This window comes from Phenylobacterium conjunctum (genome assembly GCF_042679085.1).
Taxonomy (GTDB): Bacteria; Pseudomonadota; Alphaproteobacteria; order Caulobacterales; family Caulobacteraceae; genus Phenylobacterium; species Phenylobacterium conjunctum.
On the sequence record NZ_JBHTLQ010000012.1, the window covers coordinates 58,634 to 75,604 of the forward strand.

Consider the following 16,971-nt stretch of genomic DNA (forward strand, 5'->3'; position numbering starts at 1 on the left):
CCCGCGGGTCAGTAGTCCTTGCGCCAGCGCACCGCCAGCTTGCCGTCGCCCTGGCCGGCGATCTTGGAGATGATGGACAGGTTGCGGCGGACGCGCCACTCCACTTGCGCCGACGGGCCTTCGCGGCCGCCGCCGGTCAGTTCGAGATAGACGTCGTCGGTCAGGTACTTGCCCCCTGACACCGTGACGCCCGAGGCCCCGCCGCCCGCCACCGCCAGACGATCCAGACCGGCGAAGGTGCGCAGGTTTCCGATCACGTCGAAGCCCCCGCCCCCGGCCAGGGACGACAGGGCCGAGGCCAGTTGGGCGGCTTCCAGCGGCGACAACTGGGAGGCCGAAGTTCCGAACAGAACCTGGGCGAGCACCTCGTCATTGGGCAGGGTTGGGGTGGAGGTCAGGGTGATCTCCGGCTTGGCCGCCGTGCCGCGGATACGGACCACCGCAGTCAGCGAGGTGTCTTCGCGGGTCGCCGACAGGTCGAGGCGAATGTCCTTGGGCGAGGTCGACAGATAGACCACGCCCCGGGTGTCGAACTCGAACCGCTTGCCCGCGAAATCATAGTCGCCGCGCACCACCCGCGCCGCCCCCGACAGGGAGGGGCTGGAGGTCGTACCGCCGACATGGGCGTCCAGGGACAGCTCCACATCCAGGCCCCGACCACGCAGATAGACCCGTTCCGGCGCCTTGAGGGTGACGTCGAGGGCGATGCCCGGTCCGCGTTTGAAGGGGGCCAACTGGACCGTGGTCATCTCCACAGGACGGTTGATCTCGACCACATCCATCGGGACGACGTTCGAGGGCGTCGGGGTGCGCGCGGCCACATCAGCCCGGTCAATGGTCAGGGCGCCGGCCAACCGGACCTTGCCGTCGCCGTCCCGATCGATGACCGCCTGGCCGGTCGCCGAGGCCGTGGCCTGCTCGTTATCAATCAGTCGGAAGCTCTTGAGATTAAGACGGAAGGTGCTCTCGCCCTCAGGCCCAAAACTGATCCGGCCAGCGCCGGCGACAGTCCCGCCATGGCCGTCCGCCGCGGTCGCCTGGCGAATGTCCACCTCGGTGTCGTTGAGACTGGCGCGCAGGGTCACGTCGCGCAGGGTCAGGCCCGTGGCCCCGTCGGAGAAACGGCCGTCTTCCACATCCGCTCGACCCACTGCGCGGGGCCGCGCCAGGGTGCCGGCGAGGTCGCCCTGTAGCTGGACATGGCCGGCCAGTTCGCGCTCGCCGCCGACCAACAGGTCCCAGAGCGGCTTGACCTCGCCGTCCGCGGAGATGCGCCCCCGGATGGGCTTGGTGCGGTCGATGGCGATCCGCAGGGGCGCCGCCGAGGTCTCGGCCGGCAGCACCAGGGTCGCGGCCGCCTTCAGGCCTTGGCGATTGGTCAGGGCGGCGTCCAGGTTCAGCTCGTCGCCGGCCAGGCGGGCCTTGAGCGATCCGTTCAGGCCCAGGGCGGCGTCAGAGCCCAGACCGCGGACACTATCCAGGTCGGCGTCCAGATAGCCCGACAACCGGCGGCCCTCTCCGTTCAGCACCAGGGCGCCGTCGATCTTGCCGGCGAAGTCCTCGTCGATCAGGCCGACGCCCAGTTGCTGGACCTTGATCTGCACATCCGTGGACGCCCGCGCCATGCGGGCGTTGAGGTCGATACGACCGCCATCGGAGGCGACCAATTGCATCTTGGCCGACGACTCCGGACCGCCCAGCCGGAACTGGGCCGCCTCGACGGTCTTCAAGGCCCACTTCAGGTAACGGCCCTCGCCGTTGAAGGCGAGCTGATAGCCCGGCGCGGCGTGGGCCAGGGTCCCGCTGCCGTCCAGACCCCAACGCGACCCGGAGAACATGCCGGACATCTCGGCTGAATAGGGCAGCTTGGACAGCGGCCCATCAGCGCTGACCCGGCCAGAGGAAATCACCACCCGCCCACCCGGCAGGGCGACGCCCTCTGCGGTCAGACTGAGCCGCGCGCGCGGACCGCCGACGCCGTCGGTAAGACGGACCTGGCCGGCCACCTTGCCGGCCTCAAGGAAGGCGCCCTTGGTCAGGCTGACATCCAGGTCGGCGCTGGACGCCGCATGGTCGCGCAGGGACAGGTCGCCCGACGCCTTCAGGCCCCCGGCGTCCACGGAAAGGTCGGTCAGGTCGACGCCCGCGCCCGGGAAGGCGAAGGCCGACTTGGCCTGGGCCGGGCCATAGGCGCTGGAGGCGTTCAGCGCGACAACCCCGCTGCTGCCATCCGGCCGCCTCAGGAAACTCAGGACCACACGGGCGTTGGTCAGCGGCAACCGCGGCACATCCAAGGCGTCGATGTCAGCGATCAGGTCGGCCCTGGGCGCCTGCAGGGTCCCGGTGATGGCGCCCGAGCCCTTGGCCTTGCCCGTGATCTCCACCGGGCCGGCCCGGAAGGGGCCTTCGGCCGTCCAGTCGAGCTTGAACTTCAGGGCGCCGTCGGCTTCCCGCGCGCCGGCCGCGGTCATCCGGCCAGAGGCTCCGGTGAGCACCGCTTCGGACACCAGGATCCGGCCGCCGCTGAACTCCGCCTTGCCGCTAAGCCGCGGCTGGCCGCCAAGCAGCCGGTCGAGTTCGGCATAGCCGCTGGCGAGCTTCGCGCCCTTGATGTCCAGGTCCAGGCCCCAGGGCTTGCCGCGCCCGGACTGGCCGGCGCTCCAGCTGGCCGACAGCGCGCCGCTGGCGCCCTTGCGCATCCCGGCGATGCTGGCCAGGTCGGCGTCGCCCTTGAAGGTCAGGCCGCCCAGCAGGCCGCGCCCGCCGTCGCCACGGACCTTCAGCCCTTGGGCGTCCACCAGCAGGTCGCGGAAGAGGAAGCGTCCGTCGGACAGCCGGGCGATGTCGAACTCGGCCTTGGGCGAGGCGCCCAGCGCCATGGCCAGCCAGGTGGTTCCGGCGCCGCCGCTCCCGTCCAGCTTGCCCGAAACGCTCCAGCCGCCCGACTTGCGTTCAAAGGCCACCGGCCCGCTCATCCGCGCCAGGCTGTAGCCGAGCAGGGTCGAGTCCCGGACCACCGCGTCCCCGGCGATCTTCCAGTCATCGGCCTTGCCCGTCAGGCGCGCCACCGCGTGGGTCGGCCCCATCTGCGGCCCGCCGATCAGCCGGGTCAGGCTGGGGGCGTCGCCGACCAGGGCCAGGCCCTCCTTGCCGATCCGGCGCTTGTCTGTGTCCACCTGCCCCTTGCCGGACAGGCTGAGGTTCGCGGCCTTGGCGGACAGCGTCACGTCATAGAGGCTCTTCTTCGCCTGGGTTCCGGCGATGACAAAGGTCACCTCCGGCCCAAAGCGGTCGGCATAGGGCTTGAGCAGGCTGGACGCGCTGAGCAGGACCCGGCCCCTCGCCTGCCCGCCCTTCGGCGTCCAGTCGCCGGTGATCTCCACCGGCCGCATCTGGCCCGAGATCGCCACCACGCGGATCAGTCCGGAACGCCCCGGGCCGTCGGATTTGGAGCGGCCGTTGGCCAGGGCCTTCAGCTCGAACGGCGCGCCAGAGGGCAGCCCCAGAGCACCGGCGATAGCGCCGCCCTTGGCCTCCACCGCATCCGCGCTGATCGCCATACGATGGCCCTTGATCAGGTCGAAGGCCAGGTTGAGGTGATCCCCGCGGCGCAGCTGGCTGACGGCGGTCAGGTGGCCCGCCTGGCCGCCTTGGCCACGGCGCAGCTGCAGGCCGCCGACAACGTCATAAACGCCCCGCTGGTAGCTGAACTCCGGCGTCATCTCGACCCGGCCCGAGATCTTGCCGACCCGCAGGGACACCGGCAGCCCACCGGATTTTTCCTTCGGCGCCAGGGTGGGCCTGCGCAGCAGGGTGATGCGCTCGGCGCGGACCTCGTCGATCTCCAGCCGGCGAATGAACAGGTCGAGATAGCGCCACGACACCTGGACCTTGCGGGCGTCCAGCCACACGCCCTGCTCGTCGGACACCGTCAGCCGCCTGAGCGTGAAGTTACGCCAGATGTCGCCTTCCAGCCCCTCGATCTGCAACCGTCCGACCCGGCCAAGCTTCAGGCCATTGGCGCCGGCCTCGATCAACAGCCGCCCTTGGGGCAGCAGCACGCCGAAGCGGGTCGTGACCAGGCCGCCGCCGAACACGAAGGTCAGGATCAGGGCGACAATAATCACGATGGGCGGGAAGGCCCGGCTCTTGGCCACGGCGACCGCGGCCGCCTCCACCTCGTGGACGACCTCGGCGATGGCCTCCTCGATGGGATGCTCGTGTCCCGGCTTCGGATCCTCGGGCGGCTGGCTCAAAAGCTTTGCCCGATGCTGAGATAGACCTGGAAGCTCGGATCGCCCTTGCGCTTGTTCAGCGGCACGGCGATGTCGGCGCGGATCGGGCCGAAGCCCAGGTCATAGCGAACCCCCAGGCCCGCCCCGACGCTCAGGTCCTTGAACGATGGGGTCGGGTCCGAGACGATGGAGCCGGCGTCGATGAAGGCCACAACGCCCCACCGGGCGGTGAGCTTCTGGCGAAGCTCGAACGAGGCCTCGGTCAGGGACAGGCCGCCTTCCGGTGTGTTGTCCGACAGTCGCGGGCCGATGCCCTGATAGGCGTAGCCGCGCACGGAGCCGCCGCCACCGGAATAGAACCTGCGGGAGGCCGGCACTTCCGGGATCAGGCCGCCAATGATGGAGCCGACTTTCACTCGCCCGGCCAGCACCGTCCGCGCCTTTTCGCCGAAGGGCATGTAGGCCGTGCCCTGCGCCTGGGCCCGCAGATAGGGCAAGGTGTTGGAGCCGGAGATCAGGGTGGGCTCAAGTCTCGCCTCCACCCGCCAGCCGCGCTTGGGATCCAGGGGATCATCCGACCGGTCCAGGGCCAGGGCGCCCAGGGCCGCCACCGCGATCAGATCCCGGCCGAGCGGGCGCAATGTGGTCGCCTGACGCTCATCCGTCTGGCTGTAGCCAAGCGAGCCGCCGACGGTGACGTAGGAGGTCTTGCCGAACCGGCGCTGCACGTCGGCGCTGAGGCCGACGCCGGTTTCATCATAGGCGTCGGTCTGGGTGCGGTAGAGCGCCGTCGTCGCCTTCAGGGTCTGCTGGGCGCGGCGCCAATGCGGCAGGGAGACCTCGGCCCCGATTCGGCTGTCGAGGTTGGAGCCCTTGGCGAACACGGCGACCGTGTCGGCGCGGCCCAGGATATTGTAGCGGGTCAGGCGCGCGTCGGCGCCGGCGCCCTCGCTGGTCGAATAGCTGGCGCCGATCTCAAGCTGGCGCTTTGACCGGTCCGCGAGACTGACGATGACCGGGCGCAGACCCTGGAGGGTCGCCTCCGACCGCGGAGCCAGGGCCACCGTCACCGATTCGTAGACCCCGGTGTCGAGCAGCCGGCGTTCCAGTTCGCCCACGTCCTCGGGATCATAGGCGTCGCCGGGCGCCCAGGGGGCGAGCCGGTCAAGCCAGGCCGGATTGGTGCGCCCCGTCGTCACCAGCCGCACGCCATCCAGGCGCACCAGGCTGCCCGCCGCGATGCGATAGGTCGGTCGCACGGTCTGGTCGGCATGGTCGACGATGACCTCGCGCGGCTCCGCGGCGACATCGGCGAACCCGCGCTTCTGTACGGCGGCGACGATGCGCCCTTCAGCGCCCACCACGTCTCCCGCCCGGCCGGCCTGGCCGTTCGCCAAGCCCATGACCGCCTCAGCGGCCGCCTGGACCGTGGGCGGCGGCGCCTCGCCGCTCCAGCTGATCTGCGGATCGGCGATGAGGAAGCGGCGATGAGGCGTCACACGGACCACGGGCTGGGGCGTGTCGCCTTCGCCGACCTCCGGCTCGGCCTCCGCGCCGTAGTAGCCCTCGGACCTCAGCACAGCCAGGGCGTCCGATGCGGCCTCCCGGGCCCGCCGGCGCGCCTCGAAGCGATTCTCGATCGGCTGGTCGGTGTATCCGATGGCCTCGGCCAGCGCTGAGCGCAGCCGGCTGGGCAGATCGCCCTGAAGGCCAGCCTTGGGCGCCTCAGCGCGCGCGCCGCCTGGGCCCATCTGGACCAACAAGGCCGCTGAGGCGGCGACGGCATAGACCAGTCGTCCCACGTCCAAGAATCCGCGCTGAGCCCCCACCGGATTTAGCCTTGTCGTCGCGCCGTGTCACCCGACCCGCCGACCTAACGGTGCTTTCGAATTGGGCGCCTGTCTGCTCAAATGACGGGCATGAAGCCCCATGGTTCCCTTCGCTTCCGAAAACCCGCGCCCCGCAGTAGCGGCCTTCCTAGGGTCGAGCTCGATCACGACCCGGAAGGACCTCTCACGGTGGAGCTAGGATTGTCGACGGCGCCCAGACCTGATGAGACTGAAATGGCCGCGCCAGCCCCTGCGCCTTATGACGAGATGCTGGTCGCCGCGGGGGAGGTCCGTGCTCACTACAAGACGCTCAACGACCGGATCGCCACCCTGGCCGGCGGCGAGCTGGCCGAACGGCAGAAGACTCTGGAGCGGTTCTTCCTGCTGCAGGGCATCACCTTCACCGTCTATGGCGGCGAAAGCTCCACCGAGCGGATCATTCCCACCGACCTCCTGCCGCGGATCATCCCGTCGGAGGAGTGGGATGTCATCGAGGCCGGTCTGACCCAGCGCCTGCGCGCGCTGAACATGTTCCTGGCCGACATCTATGGCGAACAGCAGATTCTGATGGACGGTGTCGTGCCGCGGGAGCTGGTGCTGAGCGCGCCCTCCTACCGGCGCGAGATGCAGAACCTGTATGTGCCGCACCAAGCCTACGCCAATGTCTGCGGCTCGGACCTGATCCGCCAGCCGAACGGCGCGTTTGCGGTGCTGGAGGACAATCTGCGGGTTCCCTCCGGCGTGTCCTACATGCTGGCCAACCGCGAGGCCTCCAAGCGCGCCTTCCCGGGCACCTTCCGCACGGCGGGGGTGCGGGCGGTCGATCGCTATCCGGACCTGCTGCTCGCCACCCTCAAGAGCATGGCCGCTGACTGGCGGCCCAATCCGCAGGTCGTGGTGCTGACGCCCGGCGTCTACAACTCGGCCTATTACGAGCACGCCTATCTGGCCCGCCTGATGGGTTGTCCGCTGGTCGAGGGCCGCGACCTCGTGGTCCATGACAACATGGTCTACATGCGCACGACCACGGGCTTGCGCCGGATCGACGTCATCTATCGCCGGGTGGACGACGACTTCATCGACCCCCTCACCTTCCGCCGGAACTCCGGGCTCGGGGTCGCCGGCCTGTTCAACGCCTACCGGGCCGGCAATGTGGTGATCTGCAACGCGCCGGGCACCGGCGTCGCCGACGACAAGGCGGTCTACGCCTATGTGCCCGAGATCATTCGCTATTACCTGGGCGAGGACGCCATCCTGCCCAATATCGAGACCTATCTGTGCCGCGAGCCGGCCCAGCTGAGCCACGTCCTGGCCAATCTGGACAAGCTGGTGGTCAAGGCGGTGGGCGCGTCCGGCGGCTACGGCATGCTGGTCGGCCCGCACGCCAGCGCGGCCGAGCGGGCCGAGTTCGCCGAAGCCGTGAAGGCCGATCCGGACAACTACATCGCCCAACCGACAATCCAGCTGTCCACCGCGCCCTGCCTGATCGACGGCCAGATCGAGGCCCGTCACGTGGACTTGCGGCCCTTCATCCTGTCGGGCGACAAGATCACCGTCACCCCCGGCGCCCTGACCCGCGTGGCCCTCAAGAAGGGCTCCCTGGTGGTCAATTCCAGCCAGGGCGGAGGGTCCAAGGACACCTGGGTCCTGGAAGCCAAGGAGCCTCGCCCATGATGCTCGCGCGCGTCGCAGACAGCCTCTACTGGATCGGTCGCTATGTGGAGCGGGCGGAGCACATGTGCCGCCTATCCGACGTCATGCTGAACGCCACCCTCGACCGCACCGAGGCGGCGGCCCAGACCGCCCGCATGGCCCTGGCCGCGGTGGGCGACACAGACGCCTCCAAGGCCGCCGCGCCCTGGGATGCGGCCTACGCCCTGACCCTGGACCGCAATGACGGCGGCTCCATCACCAGCTCCCTGGCCCGGGCGCGGGAGAACGCCCGCCAGGTTCGCGACCAGATCACCACCGAGACCTGGGAGCGGCTGAACCTCATCTACCTGCGCATGACCTCACCCAACGCCTCCAAGGCGTTCTCGGACGGGCCGTCGGCCTTCCTGCACGACATCATCGCCGACCTGCACCTGTTCAAGGGCGCCGCGGACGCCACCATGAGCCATGGCGAGGGCTGGCGGTTCCTCTTGCTCGGGGTCTATCTGGAACGCGCCCAGCTGATCGGCCGTCTGCTGGAGGTCTGTTTCGGCGAGGCGCGCGGCCGACGCATCGCCGACCACGCCCTGTTGACCAATGTGCTTCGCATGGGCTGCGCCCTGGAGCCCTATCTGCGGCGCTACACCGCCGACGTCCAGCCGCGCCAGATCCTCGAATTCCTGATGTTCGACGAGGACTTCCCGCGCTCGATCCGCTTCTCGACCACCCAGATCGAAGCCCACCTGTCAGGCATCAGCCGCTATGTGGAGGCCGCCGGCAACGGCGGGCCCGAACGCCTGGCCGGTCGCCTGAAGGCGCGTCTGCAGTACGCCGATGTCGAGAACCTCACGGTCGAGGGGGCCGGCGGCTTCCTGGCCACTGTGCTCGACGAGTGCGCCGCCATCCACGCCGCGGTCTATGAGACCTTCGTCGCCTATTCCCTCGAAATGCGCCTGCCGGCCTGAAGGATCACCATGCTGCTCGAGGTCCGCCACGTCACCCAGTACCACTACGCCGAAACCGTGCGCGAAAGCGTCATGGAGGTGTGGATGCAGCCCCAGAAGGGCGCCCGCCAGCGGCTGATCAGCTTCGAGCTGGAGCTCGATCCGCCGGCCCAGCTGTTCTCCTACGCCGACGCCTACGGGAACGCCGTCTACCACTTCGATGTGCCCCAGCCACACGACCGCCTGAACATCGTCGCCCGCTCGGCGGTGGAGACCCAGGCGCCCCCGCCCCTGCCCGACGCGCTCGACATGGGCGAATGGGACCGGCTGCGCGGCGAGTTTGTGCGGGGAGAGAACTTCGACTTCCTGCGCCATCATGGGTTCGCCATCGAGACCGAGGCGCTGAAGGCCTTCATGGTCGAGCGCGATATCGACCAGCTGCGCAGCCGCGACCCGCTGACCGCCGTGCGGACCCTGTCGACCATCATCTATGAGTCGTTCGCCTATGAGCCTGGCGTCACCGACGCCGACAGCCCCATCGACCAGGCGCTGGGGGCGCGCAGCGGGGTCTGCCAGGACTTCGCCCACATCATGATCGCCATCTGCCGCAGCTGGGGGATTCCGGCCCGGTATGTCTCGGGCTACCTGTTCACGGATCGTCAGGCCGGCGACCGCTCAGACCCGGACGCCACCCATGCCTGGGTGGAGGTTTTCCTGCCCTCGACGCGCTGGATCGGGCTGGACCCGACCAACAATGTGATGGCGGGCGAGCGCCACATCGCCGCCGCCGTAGGCCGCGACTATGCCGACGTGCCGCCGTCGCGGGGCGTCTACAAGGGCGATGCCGAGAGCCAGCTGGCGGTGGGCGTCTCGGTCCGTCGCGCGCGGGCGGCCCTGACCGAGCCGGAGTTCATCCGGATCGCCCAGCCGTCCTTCGCCCGGCCAGGCGGACGTCGGCGAGGTCCGGCCGGCGGCCTGCACTACGATCAGCAGCAACAGCAGCAACAGCAGCAATAGGCGCCACCGCGGCGCGGGCGATCAGCGGCGATGGCAAGGGCGTCAGGCCGCGGATCGCGAACACCGGGTTGTCCGAGAGGTCGAAGGTCACCTGCACCCGCAGGCTCTGGCCCTGGCGATCCACGGACAGGTCGGTGATCGGCGCCGACAGCGCCTGGGCCGCGGCGGATCGGGCGACCTTTAGAGGATCCTGGTCCTGGGAGGCCGCCGCGACGGCATAGGCCGCCTGCTCCGCGGCCGCCTGCACCCGACCGGTCAGCCAGAAATAGCCGCCCCAGGTGAACCCCGCCCAGGCGAGCAGGAATAGCCCCGGAAGCAGCAAGGCCAGGTCACGACGCCGAAGGCCTGGCGCGGCGATGGCGGCTCCTATTGGACGGGACTTCGACTCCATGCCCCGTCATCGACCGGGGTTGGTGAATCTACCGTTAAAGTTGTTATTTGCGGTTCGCTCTCAGCTCACGAGCACATGCACGAGGCGCCGCCCAGCTCAGTTCAACCGCTTGGGATCCGGCGGCTCGCGCGTCAGCTGGGCGATGCAGGCCAGAATGTCATCCCACTGGGCCAGGCCATCGAGATCGCCCAGCGCCGCGTATTCCGCAGCCCTCAACATGGCGATGACCTCAGCGTCATCCCCATACTGCGCGATCAGTTTCATCGCGGCCTGCTCGGCGCCTAGGGATTGGGTCATCGGCTCCTCCGTCCGGCATACGGCTCGGCCCGCAATCAGGATGCAGCGTACCGTCGAGGAAGAGTTGGTAGGCCGGCTGGGATTCGAACCCAGGACCATTCGATTAAAAGTCGAATGCTCTACCACTGAGCTACCGGCCCGCGTCGCGGCGCAGGGGCGCCGGGCGAAGCGGCGGGGACCATAGGGCCGAGGCCATTGAGGAGCAAGGCCACGCGCGGCCTTTCCACACAGCTTCGCCGGACGATATGATCGGGCATGCGCCTCGCCGCCTTGCTCGCCCTGTCGATCCTCGTTCCGAGCCTGGCGGGCTGTGCGTCCTCGCCGGCCGCCAATGGATCGCCGCGCATCCAGACGACCTCCCAGGCCAACCGCGCCAACCTGGGCGGGGCGGTGTCCGCGCCCATGCGCGACCTGAACGTCCTGCGCACCAAGATCCCGGCCGTGCTGCTGGAGGCGATGGCCGATCCCTATGCCCGCCCCTCGCCGATGACCTGCGCGCGGCTGACCGCCCTCTTGCTGCCGCTGAACGGGGCGCTGGGGGCGGACCTGGACGAGCCGCCGATGGACGAGGACGACCTGGTCCATAAGGGCCAGTCCTCGGTGCTGGGCTATGTGGCCGGCGCGGCCTCGGACGTGATCCCCTTCCGGGGCTGGGTGCGGAAGCTCTCCGGCGCCGAGCAGCACGACAGCTTCGTCTCCCAAGCCATCACCTCGGGAGCCGTGCGGCGCGCCTACCTGAAGGGGCTGGGCGAGGCGCACAACTGCTCAGCCCCGGCCACGGCGATGCACGTCCCCTTCGAGCGCAAGCTGCCCGACCCGCCGCCCCCGCCCGAGCAGAAGGGCAAGCCGCGCTACCGGATCCGCTGACGGGCCTTGAAGTCGGCGCGGAAGGCCTCGAACCGGCCCTCGGCGATGGCCGCGCGCATGGCCGCGGTCAGGGCCTGGAAGAAGGCGATGTTGTGCCAGGACAGCAGCACCTGGCCCAGGATCTCCTCGGCCTTCACCAGATGGTGCAGATAGGCCTTGGAATAGTGGCTGGACGCCGGACAGGCGATGGTCTCGTCCAGCGGGCTGTCATCCTCGGCGAACCGGGCGTTCTTCAGGTTGATCGGGCCTTCCCAGGTCCAGGCCTGGCCGTGACGGCCTGAGCGCGTGGGCAGGACGCAGTCGAACATGTCGACGCCCCGGGCCACGGCTTCCACCAGGTCGATGGGCTTGCCCACCCCCATCAGGTAGCGGGGTCGGTCAGCGGGCAGCATGGCGGGCGCATAGTCGAGCACCTCGCACATGGCCTCGTGCCCCTCGCCCACCGCCAGCCCGCCCAGGGCGTAGCCGTCGAAGCCGGTCTCGATCAGGCGCTCGGCGGATTCCTTGCGCAGGTGCTCGAAGGTCGAGCCCTGCTGTATGCCGAACAGGGCCTGGGTCGGGCGCTCGCCAAAGGCGGCCTTGGAGCGCGCGCCCCAGCGGGCCGAGAGCAGCATGGCTTCGCGGGCCCGATTCTCCTCCGCCGGCCAGGCGACGCACTCGTCCAGCTGCATGACGATATCGGAGCCCAGCAGGTCGGCCTGGATCTCGATGGAGCGCTCGGGGCTGAGGACATGGCGCGAACCGTCGATATGGCTCTGGAAGGCGACGGCCTCCTCCGTGACCTTGGCGATCTTGGACAGGCTCATCACCTGGAAGCCGCCGGAGTCGGTCAGGATCGGCTTGTCCCAGCGCATGAAGCGATGCAGGCCGCCCAGGCGCTTCACCCGCTCGGCGGTAGGCCGCAGCATCAGGTGGTAGGTGTTGCCCAGGATGATATCGGCGCCGGTGGCGGCCACTTGGTCAACGGTCAGGGCCTTCACCGTGGCGGCCGTGCCGACCGGCATGAAGGCCGGCGTGCGGATGTCGCCGCGCGCGGTCTTCAGAACCCCGGTGCGCGCGGCCCCGTCACGGGCCGAGATCTCGAACGGAAAGGCGCTCACGGCTCGGCCCTCCAGAGCAGGCTGGAGTCGCCGTAGGAATAGAACCGATAGCCGTCGGCGATGGCGTGGGCGTAGGCGGCCTTCATGGTCTCTGTTCCGGCGAAGGCGCAGACCAGCATGAACAGGGTCGACTTCGGCAGGTGGAAGTTGGTCATCAGGGCGTCGATAGCCCTGAAGCGATAGCCTGGGGTGATGAAGATCGCGGTCTCATCGGCGAAGGGCCGTACCTGACCATCTTCGCCCGCCGCGCTTTCCACCAGGCGCAGGGAGGTGGTGCCGACGCTGATCACCCGGCCGCCGGCGGCGTGGGTGGCGTTGATCGCATCGGCCGTGGCCTGGCTCACCTCGCCATACTCGGCGTGCATCCGGTGCTCGGCGACATTGTCGACCTTGACCGGCAGGAAGGTGCCGGCGCCCACATGCAGAGTGACGAAGGTGGTCTTCACACCCCGGGCCTCCAGCCGGGCCATCAGCTCGGGCGTGAAGTGCAGGCCGGCGGTGGGCGCGGCCACCGAGCCGTCGGCCTGGGCGTAGACCGTCTGATAGTCGGCCCGGTCGCGCTCGTCCTGGGCCCGCTTGGCGGCGATATAGGGCGGCAGGGGCATCTCGCCGCGCTCGGCGATGGCCAGGTCGAGGTCGGGTCCCGCCAGGTCAAAGGCCAGGACAAGTTCGCCGCCTTCCCGCTTCTCCACCACGGTGGCGTCCAGGGCCCCCAGCAGGCAGGCGCGATCCTGGGTCTCGCCGAAGCGGATGCGGTCGCCGGGCGCCAGCCGCTTGCCTGGCCGCATGAAGGCGCTCCAGCGGCTGGGCGACAGGCGCTGATGCAGGGTAGCCTCGCAGACCACGGTGGTCTCGGCCCGATGCCGCACCCCCTTGAGGCGCGCGGGGATCACCCGGGTGTTGTTCAGCACCAGGAGGTCGCCGGGGCGCAGCTCGTCGGGCAGGTCGTGGACCTGGCGGTCGTCGCGGCGCGGGCCGGGGCCGACGCACAGCATCCGCGCAGAATCCCGCGGCGAGGCCGGCCGCAGGGCGATGCACGCATCAGGCAGATCGAAATCGAAATCAGCAACTTGCATGAAGGGGCGTGAAGGCCACGCCCAGGGCCGAGCGTCAAGCGTCGCGGCATGCTACAGGCCAGCACGATGTCCTGGATTCGACGTGTCCTCGCCGCCCTGACGCCCGGCCTGATGTTCGGGCTGTGCGGCCTCTGCGTCGTCGCCGCGCTCGCGGCTCTGAAGGGTGGAGACCATGGCCGCCTGGACATCCTGACGCACTTTACGCCCTTCTGGCTCATCGGGTCGCTCATGGCGTGCGCCTACGCCGTGATCGCGGCCCCGCCTTTGCGGGTTGTGTTCGGCGTGGTGGGGGCTGCGGGTCTGATGGCCAGCCTGTCCCTGATGCTTCCGGAGTACCTGCGCCCGATCCCCAAGGCCGCCGCAGATGCGCCGGCCCAGCTCAAGGTGATCCAGTTCAACGCCTGGCGAAACAACGCTGACATTAGCGGCACGGCGCGCTGGCTGGCCGACCAGAAGGCCGACGTCATCATCATGGAGGAAGCGGAGCCGCCGCTGATCGCAGAGGTCGAGGCGACGACCGGTCTGCACCTCACCTGCCCGAAGTGCGGCATCTCGATCTATACGCGGGCCAAGCCTCTGAAGGCGCCGAAGGTGACGGAGCCGCCTGGACCGACCGACTGGCGGCTCCGGCCGCCTGTCGCCCTGGCTCGCATTCCCTTGGCGGGCAAGACAGTCACCCTGGTCGGCACCCACACCGTCTGGCCGACCCAGCCCACCTGGCAGAGGGGCCAGGGCCAGTATCTCGCCCAGCTTCTGGACCAGCTGCCCCGCACCACGACGGTGCTGGCGGGAGACTTCAATTCCGCCCCTTGGTCATTCGCCCGGCGGGCCGAGGACAAGCTGTTCGGCCTGACGCGCATCACCCGCGGCGTCTATTCCTGGCCCGCCCGCAGCGTGCTGAAGCCGGAGCAGCCCCTGCCCGCCCCCATCCTGCCGATCGACCACATCTATGTCGGTTCAGACTTCAAGATCGTTTCGGTCAAGCGCGGCCCGCGGCTGGGCTCGGACCACTATCCCATCGTGGCGGTGGTCTCGCTTCAGCCCTGAACCAGGGCCTGCAGCTCGCGCTGCAGATTGCCCCGGGCCTGAAGCTCGAAGCTGTCGTGAAAGCCCTGATCCGGGAAGATCCGCTCCGCGGCCAGGAAGCGCTCCAGAACCGCCGTCCGCCCGAGACGCCAGGCCTCGTCGGGGATATGGGCGTACTCGGCCCGCACATCGCGCGCATACTGGTCATAGTCCGGCGCCGGCGCGCCCAGAACCGCCAGGTCGATGGAGACCATGAGTTCGCCTAGCCGATCCTCTTCCTCGACCGTGTGACCGGCGGTGAGCAGGATCAGGCGCGCGACCTCTTCGCGGGCATGGATCGAGGCGTCCAGCTCGCGCAGGTCCCGCCGCGCCATGTCGGCGCTGCGGGCCTCGTTGTCCTTGGCCTGGGGGTCATAGACCGCGTCATGCCACCAGATCGCCCAGGTCAGCACCTGGCGCTCGCTGTCCATCAGGTCGGGGACCTTGTCCAGCAGGGCCAGGCACTGCTCGATATGCCGGCGCGTATGATAGCGCCGGTGAGGCTCGGCATAGGCGGCCTCCAGGTCGGGCGTCACAGGTCGGCCGCGACCTTCATCGAGACGATCTTGCCGGGCGCGCGCGGCGGCTCACCCTTCGGCAGGGCGTCGACGTGCTCCATGCCCTCAGTGACTTCCCCCCAGACGGTGTACTGGCCGTCGAGGAAGGTGGCGTCGTCGAAGCAGATGAAGAACTGGCTGTTGGCCGAGTTCGGGTTCGGGGTGCGGGCCATGGAGCAGACGCCGCGCACGTGCGGCTCGCGCGAGAATTCCGCCTTCAGGTTAGGCTTGTTCGAGCCAGACGTGCCGGTGCCGGTCGGGTCGCCGCCCTGGGCCATGAAGCCCGGGATCACGCGGTGGAAGACCACGCCGTCATAGAAGCCTTCGCGGGCCAGTTCCTTGATGCGCTCGACATGGCCAGGCGCCAGGTCGGGGCGAAGCTTGATCGTCACCGGACCGGATTCCAGGGTCAAGACGATAGTGTTTTCAGGATCCATTACTTCACCTCCGAGGGAATTCTGATGGCGCAGGCGGTGAAGTCGGCGCCCATTTCGGCGCGCACGTTTTCGACTTCAGCCTTGAACCAGGGGCTGTTGGGGTCGATGACCTTGATCTTGGGACGGCTGGCCGCCGGCATGTCCGCCAGCATCTGAACCTTCAGCATCTTGTCCTGCGGCTGCTCCACCGGCTCGCCCACCTTGATGGCGCGCACGACGTCGAGCCCGGCGATGACGCGACCAAACGCCGTGTAGCGCTTCTCCAGGGACGGATAGGCCTGGCGCATCAGGAAAAACTGGCTGTTGGCGCTGTCGGGGTCTTCGCCCCGGGCCATGCCGGCGACGCCCGGACAATAGAGCGCCCAGGCCGAGACCTTGCCGTCGGCGGTCATGGGGGCGAGCATCGAGCTCTGGGTCATGATCGGCAGGGCGCCCATGAAACCGATCTCGGCCACGGTCTGGTCGGCGACCAGCAGGAACGGCGTATCCGCGCCCTTTCGGAAGGTGAACTCGGCCTTCAGGTCAGGCCGGTCGGTGCCGCCGGTGCCGTCGTCCTTGGGATCGCCGGTCTGGGCCATGAACAGGTCAATGACCCGAAAAAAGCTGCGCCCGTCATAAAGGCCGGCGCGGGCGATATCCTTGACCTGGGCCACATGCTTGGGCGCGGCCAGGGGGGACAGCTCGACGAACACCCGGCCCTTGTTGGTGTCGATCACCATGACGTTCTCAGGGTCCGGCGTACGCCAGTCATTCGGGCCCGGCGCGCCCGGCGCGGGCGGGACCGCCGGCGGGGGCGGCGCCTTCTTCGGAGCAGCGTCGGCGGCGGTGGCGAGCGCCAGGGTCGCGCAGGCGGCGAGGAGCAGGTGTCGGATCATGGTTTTCTCCGTAGCGGGCGACGGCCGTCGCCGCCAGTCCCCGCCCTGCCCCTGCGCCCGGATTCCGGCGACAGATCGGCGATCAGCCTAGTTGTCCGGCCTTGGCCAGCAGCGCGTCGCGCACCCGCGGGCTCACGAACTTGGAGACGTCGCCATCAAGCTTGGCGATCACCTTCACCAGGCTGGAGGCGATGGCCTGGTGGCGCGGGTCGGCCATGAGGAACACGGTCTCGATATCGCGATCGAGCTGCTGGTTCATGGCGGTCATCTGGAATTCGTATTCAAAGTCCGCGACCGCGCGCAGGGAGCGGATGATCACGCCCGCGCCCACCTTGCGGGCGAAGTGCATGAGGAGGCCGTTGAAGGGGGTCACCACGATCTCGGCCCGCTCACCGACCGCCGTCGGCAGGTGGTCAAGCTCGGCCTGCAGGATGGCGACGCGCTCATCGAGGGTGAAGAGGGAGTTCTTGCCAGTCTCGACCGCCACGCCCACCACCAGCCGGTCCACCAGCTTCACGGCCCGGCCGATGATATCCATGTGGCCGTTGTGGATCGGGTCGAAGGTGCCCGGGTAAAGGCCGACGCGCGTGGCCATGCGACGTATCCCCCAACTGTTCTTGATTTCGCGTTT

15 protein-coding genes and 1 tRNA gene are annotated in these 16,971 nt (G+C 68.9%); 5 read left to right on the top strand and 11 right to left on the bottom strand.

The window, feature by feature from the left end; genetic code table 11:
* Positions 1-8 precede the first annotated feature (8 nt).
* Positions 9-4,256, bottom strand: a complete 4,248-nt coding sequence (locus ACFQ27_RS07415) for a translocation/assembly module TamB domain-containing protein (protein WP_374346480.1) — start codon at positions 4,254-4,256, stop codon at positions 9-11.
* Positions 4,253-6,037, bottom strand: a complete 1,785-nt coding sequence (locus ACFQ27_RS07420; protein WP_377353147.1) for an autotransporter assembly complex protein TamA — start codon at positions 6,035-6,037, stop codon at positions 4,253-4,255. The genes ACFQ27_RS07415 and ACFQ27_RS07420 overlap by 4 nt, the downstream gene beginning before the upstream one ends.
* Positions 6,038-6,298: 261 nt before the next feature.
* Between ACFQ27_RS07420 and ACFQ27_RS07425 the strand changes: the two genes are divergently transcribed.
* The 3 genes from ACFQ27_RS07425 to ACFQ27_RS07435 are packed head-to-tail and all read left to right on the top strand — an operon-like array spanning position 6,299 to position 9,675.
* Positions 6,299-7,738: a circularly permuted type 2 ATP-grasp protein gene (locus ACFQ27_RS07425; protein WP_374346478.1), complete on the top strand. Its 1,440-nt coding sequence runs from the start codon at positions 6,299-6,301 to the stop codon at positions 7,736-7,738.
* Positions 7,735-8,679 (top strand): alpha-E domain-containing protein, encoded by a 945-nt coding sequence (locus ACFQ27_RS07430; RefSeq protein ID WP_374346477.1) that lies wholly within the window; start codon positions 7,735-7,737, stop codon positions 8,677-8,679. The genes ACFQ27_RS07425 and ACFQ27_RS07430 overlap by 4 nt, the downstream gene beginning before the upstream one ends.
* A gap of 9 nt (positions 8,680-8,688) precedes the next feature.
* Positions 8,689-9,675 carry a transglutaminase family protein gene (locus tag ACFQ27_RS07435; RefSeq protein ID WP_377353148.1) on the top strand — a complete coding sequence of 329 codons (987 nt, stop codon included), beginning with the start codon at positions 8,689-8,691 and terminating at the stop codon, positions 9,673-9,675.
* Here ACFQ27_RS07435 and ACFQ27_RS07440 read toward each other — a convergent pair.
* From ACFQ27_RS07440 to ACFQ27_RS07450, 3 genes are all read right to left on the bottom strand, one after another.
* The gene (locus ACFQ27_RS07440) at positions 9,569-10,066 is read right to left on the bottom strand and encodes a hypothetical protein (RefSeq protein WP_377353150.1); all 498 of its coding nucleotides are present in this window, start codon (positions 10,064-10,066) and stop codon (positions 9,569-9,571) included. The two genes, ACFQ27_RS07435 and ACFQ27_RS07440, sit on opposite strands and share 107 nt — an antisense overlap.
* A gap of 96 nt (positions 10,067-10,162) precedes the next feature.
* Entirely contained in the window at positions 10,163-10,363 is a 201-nt protein-coding gene (locus ACFQ27_RS07445) for a hypothetical protein (protein WP_374346474.1), read from the bottom strand.
* Positions 10,364-10,428: 65 nt separating this feature from the next.
* Positions 10,429-10,503, bottom strand: a tRNA-Lys gene (locus ACFQ27_RS07450).
* A gap of 115 nt (positions 10,504-10,618) precedes the next feature.
* Here ACFQ27_RS07450 and ACFQ27_RS07455 point away from each other — a divergent pair.
* Entirely contained in the window at positions 10,619-11,230 is a 612-nt protein-coding gene (locus tag ACFQ27_RS07455) for a hypothetical protein (protein WP_377353151.1), read from the top strand.
* Here the strand turns inward: ACFQ27_RS07455 and tgt are convergent.
* Positions 11,215-12,330: a tRNA guanosine(34) transglycosylase Tgt gene (tgt, locus tag ACFQ27_RS07460; RefSeq protein ID WP_377353152.1), complete on the bottom strand. Its 1,116-nt coding sequence runs from the start codon at positions 12,328-12,330 to the stop codon at positions 11,215-11,217. The two genes, ACFQ27_RS07455 and tgt, sit on opposite strands and share 16 nt — an antisense overlap.
* A complete protein-coding gene (queA, locus tag ACFQ27_RS07465) occupies positions 12,327-13,406 on the bottom strand; it encodes a tRNA preQ1(34) S-adenosylmethionine ribosyltransferase-isomerase QueA (protein WP_377353153.1) in 1,080 nt (359 codons plus the stop codon). Before queA ends, tgt begins: the two co-directional genes overlap by 4 nt.
* A gap of 66 nt (positions 13,407-13,472) precedes the next feature.
* Between queA and ACFQ27_RS07470 the strand changes: the two genes are divergently transcribed.
* Positions 13,473-14,453: an endonuclease/exonuclease/phosphatase family protein gene (locus tag ACFQ27_RS07470; protein WP_377353154.1), complete on the top strand. Its 981-nt coding sequence runs from the start codon at positions 13,473-13,475 to the stop codon at positions 14,451-14,453.
* On the opposite strand, the gene ACFQ27_RS07475 is transcribed toward ACFQ27_RS07470, so the two are convergent.
* The 4 genes from ACFQ27_RS07475 to coaD form a co-directional block, all read right to left on the bottom strand.
* On the bottom strand, positions 14,444-15,007 hold the full coding sequence (locus ACFQ27_RS07475; RefSeq protein WP_374346469.1) for an HD domain-containing protein: 564 nt from the start codon (positions 15,005-15,007) through the stop codon (positions 14,444-14,446). The genes ACFQ27_RS07470 and ACFQ27_RS07475 overlap by 10 nt on opposite strands.
* Positions 15,004-15,465, bottom strand: a complete 462-nt coding sequence (locus tag ACFQ27_RS07480; protein WP_377353155.1) for a peptidylprolyl isomerase — start codon at positions 15,463-15,465, stop codon at positions 15,004-15,006. Before ACFQ27_RS07480 ends, ACFQ27_RS07475 begins: the two co-directional genes overlap by 4 nt.
* Entirely contained in the window at positions 15,465-16,340 is an 876-nt protein-coding gene (locus ACFQ27_RS07485) for a peptidylprolyl isomerase (protein WP_377353156.1), read from the bottom strand. The genes ACFQ27_RS07480 and ACFQ27_RS07485 overlap by 1 nt, the downstream gene beginning before the upstream one ends.
* An 82-nt stretch (positions 16,341-16,422) precedes the next feature.
* Entirely contained in the window at positions 16,423-16,935 is a 513-nt protein-coding gene (coaD, locus tag ACFQ27_RS07490) for a pantetheine-phosphate adenylyltransferase (protein WP_374346466.1), read from the bottom strand.
* Positions 16,936-16,971: the final 36 nt, after the last annotated feature.